The sequence below is a fragment of the Pseudonocardia sp. CA-107938 genome, from assembly GCF_050936315.1.
Taxonomy (GTDB): domain Bacteria; phylum Actinomycetota; class Actinomycetes; order Mycobacteriales; family Pseudonocardiaceae; genus Pseudonocardia.
The window spans coordinates 4,025,991-4,042,071 of the sequence record NZ_JBNJNA010000001.1; the positions used below are offsets into that span (position 1 = coordinate 4,025,991).

Below are 16,081 nucleotides of genomic sequence, written 5' to 3' on the forward strand. Positions count from 1 at the left end.
CGTATCCTTCCGTCATGAGCACTGCGCCGGTGGGCCACCACCTGACGTGGAAGGAGTTCCTCGAACTCCCCGACGATCCGCGGTATCACCATGCCGAACTGCTCGACGGAGAGTTGCTGATCGCGAACGCCGCAACATGGTTGCACCAGCGTGTGGTGAATCGCCTGGTGATCGCGATCGGTACCTGGTGCGATGCCGTCCCCGGCCGCGGCGAGGTCACGACCGATCCGCCGGTGAGAATCACGGACCGACGTGCCTACCTGCCCGATGTGGCCTGGTACGCAGATGGTCGGGATCGCCCGGCGCCGGGCGAGCCCTATCTCGTCGGCGCCCCCGATCTGGCGATCGAGGTGCTGTCGCCCAGCACACGCACGCACGACCAGATCCGCAAGCGGACCGATTACGCCCGCGTCGGGGTGCGCGAATACTGGCTGATCGATCCTGAAGAGCCGGTCGCGTACCTCCTGCGGCGCGCCGGAGCCGAGGTGACCGAGTTCGTGGAGGCGGCGGAAATCACTGCCGAGGGCGTGTTCTCCAGTCCCTTGCTGCCTGGTCTGGAGATCCCGTTCTCGTCGCTCTTGCCCTGAAGTCGGCTTCATGTCGGACAGTTCTCCGCATGGACATCCCGCACGTCGAGGAGACTGCTGACCACGCCGCCGACGAGGAGGCGATCCGCGCGATCGTCGCCGACACGGAGAAGGCGTTCAACACCGGCGACGCCGAGCTGCTGGTGGCGCACATGGCCGCCAACGTGTACGCCGTGGGCGTCACCGGTGCCGAGGTCGCCGGCCGCGAGGAGGCACTCGCAGCCGGCCGAGCCGCCTTCGCGGGCCCGCTCAAGGGTCAGCGGGCCCGCTACGACGTCGTCGGCATCACCTTCGTGCGCCCGGACGTCGCGCTGGCCCGCAAGCACGCCCGCGCCCTGGACGAGCACGGCGAGCTGATCGACGTCGGCCACGCCATGACCGCGCTGTACGTGCTGGCCAAGGAGGACGGCCGCTGGTGGATCGTCGCCCGGCAGAACACGCTCGTCGGTTAGGTCAACCCTTGTCGCCGTCGAGGGGCCGCTGTCCGGGCGGCAGGTTGGACAGGTCCGGCGCCACCACCAGGCCTTCCTCGGAGTCGGGCAGCATGAGGTGGGGCGGCTGGGGCCGGGTGAGGAGCAGGTCGGCGTCGCCGGGTACGAGCGTCTCGCCGCGGAAGAACGCCGGCGCGATCCGGCTGTAGACACCCATCAGTACCGCGCCCAGCACCAGCGCGCCGATGCCGATCACGAACACCCCGCCGATCCCGAAGATCACGGTCTCGCCGCGGCCGGGGTCGGCGTAGTCGATGCACGAGAGCACGAACGCGGCCAGCAGCATCAGCCCGCCGAGCAGCGGCAGCACCCCCTTCGTCCAGAGCGCCCGGCCGCGCAGCTGCTTGCGGAAGAACCACACGCAGGCGAAGCCGGTGAGGCCGTAGTAGAAGGCGATCAGCAGGCCGACCGCGGCGATGGAGTCGGCCAGCACGTTGGTGGAGAGCAGCGTGAGGCCGACGTAGAAGGCCACGGACGCGATGCCCATGCCCCAGGTCGCCCAGGTCGGGGTGAGGAACCGCGGGTGGATCTTGGCGAACGTCTGCGGGATGGCCCGGTAGGCGCCCATCGACAGGGCCGCGCGCGCCGTTGGGAGGATGGTGGTCTGCGTCGACGCCGCCGATGACGTCAGCACCGAGACGATCAGCAGGACCTCCAGGGCGCCGCCGAGCCAGCTGTCACCGAACACGGCCGGGCCGATCGCGGCGAACACGTCGTCGGCGTTCTCGGGGTTGCCCAGCCCGATGCCCTCGGTGCCGGTGCCGGCGAATGCCACCGTCGCGACGGCCACCAGCGCGTAGGTCACGAGGAGCAGCAGGGTGGAGAGCACCGCGGCGCGCCCGGGGGTGCGGCCGGGCTCGTCGCTCTCCTCGTTGCAGGCCACGGCGCTGTCCCAGCCCCAGTACAGGAACACCGCGATGAGGATGGCGGCGACCAGCTCGGTCAGCCCGATCCCGGACGGCCACAACCACGAGATGCTCGGCACCATCGAGCCCTCCGGCGCGTCGCCGGTGCCGACCTTGACCAGCGCCACCACGGCGAAGACGGCGAGCACCACCAGCTCGATGCCCAGCAGCCCGTACTGGATGCGGGCCGAGACCTCGATGCCGCGGTAGCAGATCCACGTCATCACGACGATCCACACGACGCCTGCGACGGTGGTCCACAGCGTGGACGCGGCGAGTTCGGTGAGCCCGAAGAGCAGGAACGTGTACTGCCCGGCGATCTGGGCGAGGTTCGCCATCACGATGATGTCGGCGGCGATGATTCCCCAGCCGCCCATCCAGCCCGCCCACGGCCCGAACGCCCGTCCGGCCCAGGTGAAGGTGGTGCCGCAGTCGGGCTCGGCCGAGTTCAGCTCCCGGTAGGCCACCGCGATGAGGTACATCGGGACGAACGCGAGCAGCATGATGCCGGGCGCCTTCTCGCCGGCGAGCACCACGATCAGGCCGAGGCTGGCCGCCAGGCTGTACGCGGGCGCGGTGGACGCCATGCCGATGACGACGCTGCTCATCAACCCGATCGCGCCGCCGCGCAGGCCCTTCGATCCCGGTTCCCGACCGCCTGGGCGCTGGTCCGTCGACGTGTCCGTGCTCATGGGCGTACCTCCCGGCCAGGTGGATGCGTCCGAGGGACTCTAAATCCCTCCACGTCCGGTTTCGAGGGCCGCACGGGTTACGAACAACGAAATTCGTAGGTGATTGCCATCCTCGCGACTGATTCCCTAGTGTGAAGCCCGTGACCACTGCGGTGAACGCACCTCTGCTCGACGACGTCGGCAAGGCGATCGTCGAGCAGCTCCAAGCCGACGGGCGCCGGTCCTACGTCACGATCGCCAAATCGGTCGGGCTGTCGGAGGCTGCGGTGCGGCAGCGGGTCGCCCGGCTGCAGGAGAGCGGGGTCATCCAGATCGTCGCCGTCACGGACCCGCTGCAGCTGGGGTTCCGCCGCCAGGCGATGGTCGGCATACGTGCGGACGGCGATCTCACGGCCGTCGCCGACGCCGTCTCCGCGTTCCCGGAGGTCGACTACGTCGTGATCACCGCGGGCAGCTTCGACCTGCTGGTCGAGGCCGTCTGCGAGGACGACGAGCACCTCCTGGAGCTGGTCAGCAGCCGGATCAGGGCGCTCCCGGGCGTCCGCAACACCGAGACGTTCGTCTACCTGAAGCTGCGCAAGCAGCACTACGACTGGGGAACACGGTGACCATCGCCGACACGAGCACGCCGCTCGGCACCGACCGCGGCGCCGCCGCCCGCGACCACCTCTGGATGCATTTCGCCCGGCACGCGCCGCTGGAAGCCGGTGCGCGGGTGCCCGTGATCGTGCGGGGCGAGGGGTGCCGCATCTGGGACGACCAGGGCCGGGAGTACCTCGACGGGCTCGCCGGGCTGTTCGTCGTGCAGGCCGGGCACGGCCGCCGGGAGCTGGCGCAGGTCGCGGCGAAGCAGGCCGAGCAGCTGGCGTACTTCCCGCTGTGGGGCTACGCGCACCCGGCCGCGATCGACCTCGCGGAGCGGCTGGCCGGGCACGCCCCCGGCGACCTCAACCGCGTCTTCTTCACCAGCGGCGGCGGGGAAGCCGTCGAGAGCGCGTGGAAGCTCGCCAAGCAGTACTTCGCGCTCACCGGCAAGCCGAACAAGCGGAAGGTGCTCAGCCGCTCGATCGCCTACCACGGCACCACCCACGGGGCGCTGTCGATCACGGGCGTGCCGGCGCTGCGCACCCCGTACGAGCCGCTCGTGCCGGGCGCGTTCAAGGTGCCCAACACCAACGCGTACCGGGCACCGCACGGCCTGGAGGGCAAGGAGTTCGGGCGCTGGGCGGCCGACCGCGTCGAGGACGCGATCCTCGCCGAGGGCGCCGACACCGTCGCCGCCGTGTTCGTGGAGCCCGTGCAGAACGCGGGTGGCTGCTTCCCGCCGCCGCCCGGCTACTTCGAGCGGCTGCGCGAGATCTGCGACACCCACGACGTGCTGCTCGTCTCCGACGAGGTGATCTGCGCGTTCGGCCGGGTCGGCGGCATGTTCGCGTGCGCCGAGCTGGGCTACGTCCCCGACATCATCACCTGCGCCAAGGGCATGACGTCGGGCTACTCGCCGATCGGCGCCATGATCGCGAGCGACCGCCTCTTCGAGCCGTTCAAGCACGGCGACACGTCGTTCCTGCACGGGTACACGTTCGGCGGGCACCCCGTCTCGGCTGCCGTGGCGATGGCGAACCTCGACATCTTCGAGCGCGAAGGCATCCTCGACCACGTCCGGCGCGAGTCGCCGAACTTCCGGGCCACCCTGGAGAAGCTCCACGACCTGCCGATCGTCGGCGACGTCCGCGGGGAGGGGTTCTTCTTCGGCATCGAGCTGGTGAAGGACAAGGCCACGAAGGAGACGTTCGACGACGCGGAGTCGGAGAGCCTGCTGCGGGGGTTCCTGTCCAAGGCGCTGCTCGAGGCCGGCCTGTACTGCCGTGCCGACGACCGCGGCGACCCCGTCGTCCAGCTCTCGCCGCCGCTGGTGGCCGGGCAGGCCGAGTTCGACCGCATGGAGCAGGTGCTGCGGGACGTGCTGACGCAGGCGCTGGATCGCATGTGACATCGCTCTGGGCTGACCAGGTCGGTCCCGTCGAGCGCCGGGCAGCGCTCGACGGACCCGCCGACGTCGACGTCTGCATCGTCGGCGCCGGCTTCACCGGCCTGTGGACGGCCTACGCGTTGATGACGGGCGCCCCGAACCTGCGCGTGCTCATCGTGGAGGGAGAGCACGCCGGGTTCGGGGCGAGTGGGCGCAACGGCGGCTGGTGCTCCGCCTTGTTCCCGGCGGGGACGGCGGCGCTCGCCCGCCGGCACGGGCGCGCGGCCGCGCTCGCGATGCGCGCGGCGATGCGGGCCACGGTCGACGAGGTCGGGCGGGTCGTCGCGGAGGAAGGCATCGACTGCGACTGGGTCAAGGGCGGCACCGTCTCGCTGCTGCGCAGCCCGGCACAGCTCGCGCGGGGCCGGGCCGAGGTCGCCGAGGAGACCGAGTGGGGCGTCGATCCCGTCTCGCTCCTGTCGGCGGACGAGGCGTCGGCGCTGGTCGGGGCCACTCGCGTGCTCGGCGCGACGGTCACGCCCGACTGCGCGCGGGTGCAGCCGCTGCGGCTCGTCCGCGGTCTCGCCGCCGCCGTCGAGCGGCGCGGCGGGCGGATCGTCGAGGGCACCCGCGCGCTCGCGCTGCGTCCGCGAGAGGTCGTGACGGACCGCGGCACCGTCCGGGCCGCGACGGTCGTGCGCGCGACCGAGGCGTGGAGCGCGCACCTCGCGCCGCGCTCGGTGGCGCCGGTGTACTCGCTGATCGTCGCCACCCGGCCGCTGCCGGCGGACTTCTGGGACACCGCCGGGCTCGCCGGCGGGCAGACGTTCACCGACCACCGCCACCTCATCGTCTACGGCCAGCGCACGGCCGACGACCGGCTCGTGTTCGGCGGCCGTGGCGCGCCCTACCACTGGCGCTCCCGCATCGAGCTCGCGTTCGACCGCGACGAGCGGGTGTTCGCCGGCCTGCGCGAGGCGGCGATCGACCTGTTCCCGGCCCTGCGCCCCGACGACTTCACGCACAGCTGGGGCGGGCCGCTGGGCATCCCGCGCGACTGGCACGCGAGCGTCGGGCTCGACGCCGACGGTCTGGCGTGGGCCGGCGGATACGTCGGCGACGGCGTCGCCACCACCAACCTCGCCGGCCGCACCCTCGCCGCCCTGATCCTCGGCCGGGACGACCCGATCACCACGTTGCCGTGGGTCGGACACCGCTCCCGTCGCTGGGAACCCGAACCGCTGCGCTGGCTCCTGGTCAACGCCGGCCTGCGCCTCATGACCGCGGCCGACGCGGAGGAGCAGCGCACCGGGCGCCCGAGCCGCATCGCGGCGACGCTGGCCCGCGCACTGGGCGGCTGACCCGGCGAGTCGCGCATTCCGCCGCGCGGGTTGCGCGTTTCGCCGGGCGAGTCTCCCGTTTGGCCGGGCGAGTTGCGCGTTTCGCCGGGCGAGTCTCCCGTTTGGCCGGGCGAGTTGCGCGTTTCGCCGGGCGAGTCTCCCGTTTCGCCGGGCGAGTCTCGCGTTCGGTGGGTCGAGTCTCGCTGCGCGGACCGGCGGGTCGCCGGCGTGCGAGATGGGCAACTCGCCCCGCGGAACGCGCGACTCGCCCGGCCAAACGCAGGACTCGCCCGGCGGAACGCAGGACTCGCCCGCGGGGTGGGGGTGGTCAGGTCTTGTGGTCGCGGATGCGGGCCAGGGCCGTGTCGACGCGGGCGTCGAGCCGCTTGCCGGTGACCGGGCAGTCCAGCGGGTCGTCGCGCGGGCAGCCCAGGAGGTGCTCCAGTGCAGCGGTGGCGGCGGTGAGCCGCTCGATCGTGTCGGTGAGCTCGGCGACCCGCTGCGACACGAGCTCGCGCCAGTGCTCGCTGCGATCGGGGCCGGCCAGGATCTCGGCGGTGTCGTCGAGGCTCATCATGGCGTCGTTGTGCCAGAGCTGGACGAACGCGAGCCGGTGGACGGCCGCCCGGTCGTAGAAGCGGACGCGGGCCCGGCGCGCGGTGGCCGGCACGAGCCCGACCTGCTCGTAGTAGCGCAGCGCCGAGACGGTGGTGTCGAAGGCCTCCGCCACTGCGCTGATCGAGTAGAGGCGTTCCCCGCTCATGTGCCCGCCTCCGTGCTTGCGCTCAAGTCAACTTCAGTCTGAAGGCTGAGCGTAGCCGACGGAGAACCGGCGGCCAGTCGCAGGAGGAACGCACGTGCGCACGACCGCCTCGCCAACGACAGCTCCCTGGTCCGCGCTGGTCGCGCTGTGCCTGGGCTTCTTCATGATCCTGCTCGACGGCACGATCGTCGCGGTCGCGACGCCCGCGCTGGTGAGCTCCCTGCACACGGACGTCGCCGCCGTGGTGTGGGTGACCTCGGCCTACCTGCTGGCGTTCGCGGTGCCGCTGCTGATCACCGGCCGGTTGGGCGACCGGTTCGGCCCGAAGCGGGTCTACCTCGCCGGCATGGTGATCTTCGTGCTGGCGTCGCTCGCGTGCGCGCTGGCCGGCTCGGTGGCGGAGCTGATCGCCGCGCGGGTGGTGCAGGGGCTGGGTGGGGCGTTGATGAGCCCGCAGACGATGAGCGTGATCACCCGCATCTTCCCCGCCGACCGGCGCGGCACCGCGATGGGCGTCTGGGGTGCGGTGGCCGGGCTCGCCGGCGTCGGCGGGCCGGTGCTCGGCGGGCTGCTCGTCGAGCCGTTCGGGTGGCAGGCGGTGTTCCTCGTCAACCTGCCGATCGGGCTGTTCGGCCTGCTGCTCGCCTGGCGGGTCGTGCCGGACCTGCCGACGCACGCGCACCGCTTCGACCTGCCGGGCGTCGCCCTGAGCGCGGCAGCGATGTTCTGCCTGGTCTACGCCATCCAGGAAGGGCCGGCGCACCACTGGGGGCACATCGCAGGGCCACTGTCGATCCCGCTCCTGATGGTCGTCGGGGTGTTCCTGCTGGTGGTATTCGTCGCCGTCCAGGCGCGGCGCGCCGAACCGCTGATCCCGCTCGGCCTCTTCCGGGCACGCAACTTCACGGTCGCGAGCATCGCCGTGGCCGTGCTGGCGGCCTGCAACAACTGGGGCCTGCCGTTCATGCTGTACGCGCAGGCCGACCGCGGCGAGACGGTGCTCACGGCCGCCCTGCTCATGGTGCCGAGCGCCGTCGTCAGCGGGCTGGTGTCGCCGCTCGCCGGTCGGTACGTCGCCCGCGTCCATCCGGCCCTGATCGCCGGCGTCGGCTTGGGCCTGCTCGCCACGTCGCTCGGCCTCCTCGCGGGGCTGGTCTCGCCCGCCGCGCCGACCTGGGCGCTGCTGCTCGTCGTCGGGCTCGGTGGCGTCGGCAACGGCATCGCGTGGACGTCCGTCTCGGCCATCGCCAGCAACGCCCTGCCGCCCGCCGTCGCCGGCGCCGGGTCCGGTGTGTTCAACACGATGCGGTCGGTCGGCGCGGCGGCCGGCGCCGCGGGGGTCGGCGCCGTCATGCAGATCCGCCTCGCGGCCGAGCCGGCCGGGACGGCAGGGCACGCCGCGGCCATGGGGCAGAGCCTGCTGTTCTTCGTCGCCGTGCTGGCCGTCGCCGTCGTCGCCGTCGCGGCTCTGACGCGTCAGGGGAGCTGAAGCCAACCGGCCCGGCGGGCGATCTCGATCGTGTCGATGCGGTTGCGGCCGCCGACCTTCGCGATCGCGTTCGACAGGTAGTTGCGCACCGTGGTGGGGGACAGGAACAGCTGCCGGCCGATCTCCTCCGTGGTGAGCCCGGTGGCGGCCAGCGCCAGCACGTCGGTCTCCCGCGCGGTCAGCGGGCTCGCGCCGGTCTCCAGCGCGGCTGCCACGAGGTCGGGGTCGAGCACCCGCTCGCCGTGGGCCACCCGGCGCACGGCCTGCGCGAGCGTGGTGGCCGGTGCCGCCTTCAGGACGAACCCGCGGACATGCGACTGCAGGGCCGCCAGCATGTGACCGGGCTGGCTCAGCCCCGTGAGGATCAGCGTGCGGATCGCCGGCAGCTCCTCGTGCAGGTCGCGGGCCACGCTCAACCCGTCGGCCCCGGGCATGTCGATGTCGAGGACCGCGACGTCGGGGAGGTGCTCCCGCGCCGCCGGCAGCACCTGGTCACCGCGGCGCAGCTCGGCGACGACCTCGATGTCGGTCTCCAGACCGAGCAGCGCGACGAGCGCGCCCCGGATCATGTCCTGATCCTCTGCGACCAGCACGCGGATCATGACGCCTCACCGTCCTGTGCCATGAGCGGCACGTCGAGCCGGAGCCGGAACCGATCGGTGGTGTGCTCCACGTCGAGCTCGCCCCCCAGCTCGCGGGCCCGCCCGGCGAGGCCCACCAAACCCGACCCGGGTTCGTCGCCGGGAATGCCGGGGGTGTCGTTGCTGATCACCAGCGAGACCGTCGCAGGGCCGCGGTCGAGGGCGATCGTGCAGGTCGTGGCCTCGCTGTGGCGCAGCACGTTCGTGATGCCCTCCCGCACCGCCCAGCCCAGCAGCGCGTCGACGGGCTCGGGCAGGTCGTCGATCCCGGCGTCGTCGCACCCCGTGACATGCGCGGCGATGCCGGCCGCCGCGAGCAGCCGCACGGCACCGCGCAGCTCGGTGGCGAGCCGTACGTCGCGTCGTTCGTAGGTGGTCGCGCGCAGATCGGCCAGCGCGGTGGTCGCGATGGTGGAGAGGTCGTCGATCTCGCGCGCGGCCCGTTCGGGGTCCGCGTCCTGCAGCCGCATCGCCAGTTCGCCCTTCAGCGCCACCGCGGAGAGGCTGTGCCCCAGCAGATCGTGCAGGTCGCGCGAGACGCGCAGCCGCTCCCGCTGCACGGCCACCTCGGCCAGCTCGATGCGCGCCGACCGCAGCTCGTCCAGCTCGCGGACGAGCCGGGCAGAGACGACCAGACCGCCTGCGCCCAGCAGGTACACCGTCGGGACGTAGAAGACGTACCACACGGCCATCGCCGGGTCGTACTCGATCGCCTGCGGCAGGTTGGTCGCCAGCATCACCACCAGCGGCGGCACGAACCACAGGGTCGAGTACCGACCCGGCAGCAGCATCGCCGCCGACGCCCCGACCAGCCACCACCCGAGGCCGCTGGGGATCGGCAGGATCGTCACCACCACGACCGACGCGACCAGCAGGGTCAGGGTGACCGGCCAGGCGGCGGCTCGCTCGCCGCGGGCCGCCGCCCGGCTGTGGTGCGCCTGGCACGCGATCGGCACGAGCACGAGAAGGCCCCAGGGTGTCCCGCCCGGATCGCCGAAGTTCGTGGTCGCCTGCACGAGGTAGAAGCCGAAGATCGTGACGTGCATGCCGACGAAGACCAGCATCGCCTGCCGCTGCTGCGGGGTGCGCTCAGGCACGGTGCACCGCCGGCTGCTCGACGGTGATGCGCGGCTCGTCCTCTCCGGGTGCGACGAGGATCGTCGCCGGCCCGCGGTCGTCGCGGGTCAGCACGTCGGTGATCGCGCTGCGCAGGGCCGCGCGGAAATCCGGGGTCGCCGGGGCGTCGAGGTCGACGCCCGTGGTGCGCAGCTCCGTGGGCACGCCGGCGGCCGCCAGCAGGGCGACGGCGGTGTCGAGGTCGCGGGCGCGGCTGAGCCGCCGGTAGCCGCCGATGATGCGGCGGGCCTGCAGCAGCGTCGCGCGGAAGTCCGCCACCACCGTGGGCAGGGTGTCCGCGGTCGCGGCAACCGCCCGTTCGAGCACCGGCGCGACGACGTCGTGCAGCTCCCCGGCGATGCGGGTGCGTTCGCGCACGACGGCCGCGTCGCGCAGCCGGTCCCGTGCGGCGACCAGCCGCCGATGCGCCGCCACCAGCCAGATCAACCCGTAGAGCGCGATCGCCCGGAAGACGACGGAGAAGGAGAAGTACAGCGGGGACCAGCTCTCGGCGTAACCCGTGCTGACGAGCAGGACGAGACCCCAGCAGCCGGCCAGCACCGGCACGGCCGCGCGCAGCGGGAGCACCAGGAACCCGCCGAGCGCGGCGAAGGCGAGCATCAACGTCCACGTCTCGCCGATGACGCAGGCCGCCACGCTCGACGTGACGAGCAGCAGCGCGAACACCACGCGACCCCGCGGCGCCGGCACGTCCCGCACCGCGTACCAGACGAGGTACAGGTGCAGCGGCACCGTGACGACCATGGCGATCGCGACGAGCCCCAGCTCGGGCCGGTAGGGCGGCCACGACGCGGCCCGGCCGAGCTCGACCAGGGGGATGAGCACGCAGAACCCGAACGCGGCGTGCGCGATGTACCCCGCGCTCGTCGCGGCGGACGTCCGTTCCCCCACGTCGGCATCGTAGGCAACCCGGGCAGACCGTCCAGCGCTCGTCGGGCGGCCCGTGTCCAGCAGCACGGACGTCACGCGCCCACGATGGCCGCCGGCGGCGGCTGCTGCCAGGTGCGGATGTCACATGCGGTGACCCACAGCAGTACCTGCCGGTGACCGGGCGGGATCCGCATGGTTGACCCGCGTCCCGACCCCGAGAGGATCACCCATGACCGCCGTCGTCCCGGCCCAGCTGACCGACCACCGGATCGAGGTCCCGCAGGAGGCCCTCGACGACCTGCGTGCGCGCCTGCTGCGCACCCGCTTCCTCGACGACCTGCCGCTGCCGGAGGGGACGGTGCAGACCGGTCCGTTCCCGCCCGAGTTCGAACTCGGCGTCCCCGGGTCGCTGGTGCGCACGCTCGTCGCGCAGTGGCTGGAGACCGACTGGCGGGACACCGAGGCCCGGCTCAACGCGTGGCCCAACCTGCTCACCGAGATCGACGGGCAGCAGGTGCACACGATCCACGCGCGCTCGTCGCGGGCGGACGCGACGCCGCTGATCCTGCTGCACGGCTGGCCGAACTCGGTGCTCGAGTACCTCGACCTGCTCGGCGAGCTCACCGAGCCGGCCGATGCGGACGCGCCCGCGTTCCACGTCGTGCTGCCGTCGCTGCCCGGTTTCGGGTTCTCCGGCCCGACCACCGAGCGCGGCTGGAACCGCTACCGCGTCGCCGATGCGATGGCGGAGCTGATGCGCCGGCTCGGCTACGAGCGCTACCTCGTCGCCGGCAACGACGTCGGCTCCATCGTCGGCCCGGAGCTGGGCCGCCGGCACCCCGACGCCGTCCGCGGCGTCCACGTCACGCAGATCTTCTCGTTCCCCAGCGGCGATCCCGCGGAGTTCGAGAAGCTCACGCCGGAGGACTTCGGCTACCTCGAGTTCCTGCAGAAGTGGAACGCCGAGGAGTCCGCGTTCAACACGCTGCAGAGCACCAAGCCGCACCACCTCGCCCACGCCCTGCTCGACTCCCCGGCCGGGCAGCTCGGCTGGAGCGCCCAGCTGCTCGCCGGCGCGGGCGCGCAGCACCTCATCGAGAACGCCGCCCTGTACTGGCTCACCGGCACCGGGGCGTCGTCGACACGCATCTACTACGAGGACGCCCACACCGAGCACCCCACCGAGCCGACGACGGTGCCACTCGGCCTCTCCAGCTTCGCCAACGACGTGCGCCCGCTCCGCCCCTTCGCCGAGCGCGACCACGCCAACATCGTCAGCTGGCAGATGCACGACACCGGCGGACACTGGGCCACGCAGGACGCGGCCGACCTGCTGGTGGCGGACCTCCGGGCGTTCGCGAAGCAGCTGAACTGACCCGGGTACGCGTCGAGAACGACGTTGCCGTGATCAACAAGCCCTGTTGATCACGGCAACGTCGTTCTCGACGAAACGGCCACGGGGACACCGGCCGTCTCCCATGCTGTGCCGGTGTCCACCGAACCGTTCCTGGGATCCGCGGCAGTCGCTGCCGGCCTGCTGACGGAAGCGCGGCTGCGGACCGCGGAGTTCCGATCGGTCTTCCGCGACGTGTACGTCGCAGCAGACGTCGAGGACGATCTCGACCTCCGTTCTCGCGCGGCGGCGTTGCTGCTCCCGGCCGACGGAGCGCTCTGCGGCTACTCGGCGGCAGAGCTGCACGGCGTCGACTGCGCGCCCGCCTCGGCGCCGGCGGAACTGATCGCCCCCACCGGCTCGGTCCGCAAGCGCCGAGGACTGATCGTCCGGCAAGCGGTGCTCGCACCATCCGAGATCGACGTCGTCAAGGGCTGCCGGGTCACCACGCCGTTCCGCACTGCGTGGGACCTCGGCCGCCGGCTCCGGCTGACCGAGGCCGTCGCCGCCATCGACGGGCTCTGCCGGGTCGGCGAGTTCGACCCGATGGCGCTGCTCAACGGCCCGCCGGGCGCACGGGGATGTCGGCACTTGGCGAAGGCGGTGCTGCTCGCGAACCCTCTCGCCGAGTCGGCGATGGAGTCCCGCGTCCGGCTGTTGTTCCACTTCGCCGGGCTGCCCGAGCCGGTCCTCCAGTACCGGCTGTTCGACCGCTACGGAGTGTGCCTGGCGCGGTTCGATCTCGCCTACCCGCGCGCGAAGCTGGCGATCGAGTACGACAGCGCCGACCACTTCGAGGTCACGTCCACGGAGGTGGTGTACGACTTCGTCGCTGATCAGCGGCGTGGTGTCGGGGTGTGAGACGGCCATCGCGTGATCCTTCGAGTGCTCAGGTTCTCGAGGGAGGAGACGCGATGGCCGCGTTGGACAGTGTGGACGATGTCGCGGGCTGGCTTGATGACCGGCTCGCCGGGGCGGGCCCGGATCTGTTGCGGGCGATGGTCAAGCAGTTCGCTGAGGCGTTGATGGCTGCGGAGGCTGACGCGGTGTGCGGGGCGGGGTATCGCGAACGCAGCGTTGCGCGGGTGAACTCGCGCAACGGGTATCGGCACCGGGACTGGGACACCCGGGCGGGCAGCATCGAGTTGTCGATCCCGAAGTTGCGCTCGGGCAGTTACTTCCCCGACTGGTTGTTGCAGCGGCGTCGCCGCGCCGAGCAGGCGTTGGTGTCGGTGGTGGCCACGTCGTATCTGCTCGGGGTTTCCACCCGGCGGGTGGAGAAGTTGGTCGCTCAGCTGGGGATCGAGGCGTTGTCGAAGTCGCAGGTGTCGGAGATGGCCAAGAGCCTTGATGCCCAGGTCGAGGCGTTCCGGTCCCGGCCACTTGACGCCGGCCCCTACACGTTCTTGTGGCTGGACGCGCTGACTCAGAAGGTGCGCGAAGGCGGGCGCACGGTGTTGGTGCACGCGCTGGTCGCGGTGGGGATCACCGAGGGTGGGCAACGCGAGGTGCTTGGTGTGGACGTGGCCTCGGGCGAGGACGGGGCCGGCTGGTTGGCGTTCCTGCGTTCGTTGGTGGCCCGGGGCTTGTCCGGGGTGGCGTTGGTGGTCTCAGATGCCCATGCCGGGCTGGTCGAGGCCATCGGCGCCACCTTGAGCGGGGCCAGTTGGCAACGGTGTCGCACCCACTACGCCCGTAACTTGGCCACCAAGGTGCCGAAATCGGCGCAGCCGTGGGTGCTGACGCTGTTGCGCACCATCTTCGACCAACCCGATGCCGACGAGGTCCACGCCCAGTTCGATCGGGTCGTCGAGGGCCTGGAGGCGAAGTTCCCCGCCGCAGCCGAGCATCTGGACTCCGCGCGGGCCGACCTGTTGGCGTTCACCCCGTTCCCGCGGGTGATCTGGCGCCAGATCTGGTCGAACAACCCCCAGGAACGGTTGAACAAGGAGATCCGCCGCCGCACCGACGTGGTCGGGATCTTCCCCGACCGGGCCGCGGTCATCCGCCTGGTCGGGGCCGTGCTGGCCGAGCAGACCGACGAATGGGCCGAGCAACGCCGCTACATGGGCGTGGAAGTCCTCGCCAAAGCCCGCCAAACCCGCCAACCCGCACCACCACCGCCAGAAGAAGTGGTGACACCGACCGCGATCAGCGCCTAACCTGCACCCACGAAGGACACGAGGTGGACCGTCTCCATCCACCACTCCCGTGGACGTGACCCACTTCGACGACGAGCAGTCGCGCCGAGACCGGGCCCGTGACCTGCAGACCGGCGACCTGGGTTGGCTGACCCTGCGCCTCACGCGCGACGACTACTACCGCACCCCACGGGCGACGGTCTCCCTGATCGCGCGCCGGCTCGCCGAGCGCACCGCCCGCGACAACGTCGAGAACGACGTTGCCGTGATCAACAGGGCGGTTTGATCACGACAACGTCGTTCTCGACGAGTGGGGGTGGGGTTACCGGACCGCCGCCGCGATCGCCGCCACCGCCTGGCGCAGCTCGTCCTCCGTCACCGTCAGGGTGGGGCGCAGGCGGATGCTGCGCTCGCCGCAGCCCAGCATGAGCACGCGGGCGGCGAGGAGGCGGGCGAGGGTGGTGTTGCGGGCGTCGGTGCTCGGCAGGTCGAACGCGACGAAGAGGCCCCGGCCGCGCACGTTGTCGATGCCCGCGACGCCCTGCAGCTCCTCCACCAGCAGCTTGCCGAGCACGGTGGCGTTCTCGATCAGCCCGTCGCGCTCGATGATCTCGAGGTTGCGGCGGGAGCGGGCCATGTCGGTGAGGTTGCCGCCCCACGTCGAGTTGATCCGCGACGACGTGGCGAACACGTTGTCGGGGACCTCGTCCACGCGGCCGCCGGCCATGATCCCGCAGACCTGCAGCTTCTTCCCGAACGACACGACGTCGGGCTGCACGCCCAGCTGCTGGTACGCCCACGGGGTGCCGGTCATGCCGCCGCCGGTCTGCACCTCGTCGAGCACGAACAGCGCGTCGTGCTCGTGGCAGAGCGCCTGCATGGCCTGCAGGAACTCCGGACGCAGGTGGTTGTCGCCGCCCTCACCCTGGATGGGCTCGGCGATGAAGCAGGCGATGTCGTGCGGGTGCGCGGCGAACGCGGCACGCGCCTGCTCGAGCGAGCGCGCTTCGGCGGCCTCGATCTCGGCGAGGTCGACGGGGAAGCGGAGCGCGGGCACGTCGATGCGCGGCCAGTCGAACGTCGGGAAGAGCGCGGTCTTCGTCGGCTCGGTGTTGGTGAGCGACAGCGTGTAGCCGCTGCGGCCGTGGAACGCCTTGCGCAGGTGCAGCACCTTCGTGCCCAGCTCGGCCGGTCGGCCGTGCGCCGCGTTGTGCCGGCGCTTCCAGTCGAACGCCGTCTTCAGCGCGTTCTCGACGGCGAGCGCGCCGCCTTCGACGAAGAACAGGTGGGGGAGCGCGGGGTCGCCGAGCACCCGGACGAAGGTGTCGACGAACGCCGCCATGTGCGTGGTGTACACGTCGGAGTTCGACGGCTTGTTGACCGCGACCGCGCCGAGCTCGGCCATGAACTCCGGGTCCTCGACCAGGCCCGGGTGGTTCATGCCGAGCGGGGAGGACGCGAAGAAGCTGAACATGTCCAGCCAGCGCGAGCCGTCCCGCGCGTCCACGATCCAGGAGCCCCGGCTCGCCCTCGTGTCGAGGACGAGCTCGAAGCCGTCGACCAGCATGTGCCGGCGAAGGGTGTCGTGCACCGATGCCGGCGGGACCACCGTCGGGTTCACCATGTGTCCAGTCTCCTGACCCGATCCTGACGGCACAGC

16 protein-coding genes are annotated in these 16,081 nt (G+C 71.7%); 10 read left to right on the forward strand and 6 right to left on the reverse strand.

Annotated features, from left to right (window positions below; all coding sequences use genetic code 11):
* Positions 1 to 14 precede the first annotated feature (14 nt).
* Positions 15 to 587 (forward strand): Uma2 family endonuclease, encoded by a 573-nt coding sequence (locus tag ACQEVB_RS20045; protein WP_432973567.1) that lies wholly within the window; start codon positions 15 to 17, stop codon positions 585 to 587.
* Between the two features lie 29 nt (positions 588 to 616).
* A complete protein-coding gene (locus ACQEVB_RS20050) occupies positions 617 to 1,039 on the forward strand; it encodes an SgcJ/EcaC family oxidoreductase (protein WP_432973570.1) in 423 nt (140 codons plus the stop codon).
* A 1-nt stretch (position 1,040) separates the two neighbouring features.
* Here ACQEVB_RS20050 and ACQEVB_RS20055 read toward each other — a convergent pair whose 3' ends face one another.
* Positions 1,041 to 2,675, reverse strand: coding sequence for an APC family permease (locus ACQEVB_RS20055; RefSeq protein WP_432973573.1), 1,635 nt, complete (start codon positions 2,673 to 2,675; stop codon positions 1,041 to 1,043).
* A 140-nt stretch (positions 2,676 to 2,815) separates the two neighbouring features.
* On the opposite strand from ACQEVB_RS20055, the gene ACQEVB_RS20060 reads away from it, so the two are divergent.
* Genes ACQEVB_RS20060 through ACQEVB_RS20070 form a run of 3 tightly spaced genes read left to right on the forward strand, consistent with a single transcriptional unit; the run spans position 2,816 to position 6,008 of the window.
* The gene (locus tag ACQEVB_RS20060; RefSeq protein WP_432973576.1) at positions 2,816 to 3,283 is read left to right on the forward strand and encodes an Lrp/AsnC family transcriptional regulator; all 468 of its coding nucleotides are present in this window, start codon (positions 2,816 to 2,818) and stop codon (positions 3,281 to 3,283) included.
* Entirely contained in the window at positions 3,280 to 4,668 is a 1,389-nt protein-coding gene (locus ACQEVB_RS20065) for an aspartate aminotransferase family protein (RefSeq protein ID WP_432973579.1), read from the forward strand. Before ACQEVB_RS20060 ends, ACQEVB_RS20065 begins: the two co-directional genes overlap by 4 nt.
* Positions 4,665 to 6,008: an NAD(P)/FAD-dependent oxidoreductase gene (locus tag ACQEVB_RS20070; protein ID WP_432973582.1), complete on the forward strand. Its 1,344-nt coding sequence runs from the start codon at positions 4,665 to 4,667 to the stop codon at positions 6,006 to 6,008. Before ACQEVB_RS20065 ends, ACQEVB_RS20070 begins: the two co-directional genes overlap by 4 nt.
* A 307-nt stretch (positions 6,009 to 6,315) precedes the next feature.
* On the opposite strand, the gene ACQEVB_RS20075 is transcribed toward ACQEVB_RS20070, so the two are convergent.
* Positions 6,316 to 6,750: a MerR family transcriptional regulator gene (locus tag ACQEVB_RS20075; RefSeq protein ID WP_432973585.1), complete on the reverse strand. Its 435-nt coding sequence runs from the start codon at positions 6,748 to 6,750 to the stop codon at positions 6,316 to 6,318.
* 94 nt (positions 6,751 to 6,844) lie between these two features.
* Between ACQEVB_RS20075 and ACQEVB_RS20080 the strand changes: the two genes are divergently transcribed.
* Complete coding sequence (locus tag ACQEVB_RS20080; RefSeq protein ID WP_432973588.1) at positions 6,845 to 8,239, forward strand: DHA2 family efflux MFS transporter permease subunit; 1,395 nt, start codon at positions 6,845 to 6,847, stop codon at positions 8,237 to 8,239.
* On the opposite strand, the gene ACQEVB_RS20085 is transcribed toward ACQEVB_RS20080, so the two are convergent.
* Genes ACQEVB_RS20085 through ACQEVB_RS20095 form a run of 3 tightly spaced genes read right to left on the reverse strand, consistent with a single transcriptional unit; the run spans position 8,227 to position 10,908 of the window.
* Positions 8,227 to 8,841 (reverse strand): response regulator, encoded by a 615-nt coding sequence (locus ACQEVB_RS20085; protein ID WP_432973591.1) that lies wholly within the window; start codon positions 8,839 to 8,841, stop codon positions 8,227 to 8,229. The genes ACQEVB_RS20080 and ACQEVB_RS20085 overlap by 13 nt on opposite strands.
* Entirely contained in the window at positions 8,838 to 9,977 is a 1,140-nt protein-coding gene (locus ACQEVB_RS20090) for a sensor histidine kinase (protein WP_432973594.1), read from the reverse strand. The genes ACQEVB_RS20085 and ACQEVB_RS20090 overlap by 4 nt, the downstream gene beginning before the upstream one ends.
* Positions 9,970 to 10,908, reverse strand: a complete 939-nt coding sequence (locus ACQEVB_RS20095) for a hypothetical protein (RefSeq protein ID WP_432973596.1) — start codon at positions 10,906 to 10,908, stop codon at positions 9,970 to 9,972. Before ACQEVB_RS20095 ends, ACQEVB_RS20090 begins: the two co-directional genes overlap by 8 nt.
* A 208-nt stretch (positions 10,909 to 11,116) precedes the next feature.
* Here ACQEVB_RS20095 and ACQEVB_RS20100 point away from each other — a divergent pair, with 208 nt between their 5' ends.
* The 4 genes from ACQEVB_RS20100 to ACQEVB_RS20115 all read left to right on the forward strand — a co-directional run bounded on the left by ACQEVB_RS20100 (position 11,117) and on the right by ACQEVB_RS20115 (position 14,707).
* Positions 11,117 to 12,262, forward strand: a complete 1,146-nt coding sequence (locus tag ACQEVB_RS20100) for an epoxide hydrolase family protein (protein WP_432973599.1) — start codon at positions 11,117 to 11,119, stop codon at positions 12,260 to 12,262.
* Positions 12,263 to 12,376: 114 nt separating this feature from the next.
* A complete protein-coding gene (locus ACQEVB_RS20105; protein ID WP_432973602.1) occupies positions 12,377 to 13,141 on the forward strand; it encodes a hypothetical protein in 765 nt (254 codons plus the stop codon).
* 53 nt (positions 13,142 to 13,194) lie between these two features.
* Entirely contained in the window at positions 13,195 to 14,442 is a 1,248-nt protein-coding gene (locus tag ACQEVB_RS20110; protein WP_432973605.1) for an IS256 family transposase, read from the forward strand.
* Between the two features lie 49 nt (positions 14,443 to 14,491).
* Positions 14,492 to 14,707, forward strand: coding sequence for a hypothetical protein (locus ACQEVB_RS20115; RefSeq protein ID WP_432973608.1), 216 nt, complete (start codon positions 14,492 to 14,494; stop codon positions 14,705 to 14,707).
* Between the two features lie 36 nt (positions 14,708 to 14,743).
* Here the strand turns inward: ACQEVB_RS20115 and lat are convergent, their stop codons facing one another.
* On the reverse strand, positions 14,744 to 16,045 hold the full coding sequence (gene lat, locus ACQEVB_RS20120; protein WP_432973611.1) for an L-lysine 6-transaminase: 1,302 nt from the start codon (positions 16,043 to 16,045) through the stop codon (positions 14,744 to 14,746).
* Between the last annotated feature and the right edge of the window lie 36 nt (positions 16,046 to 16,081).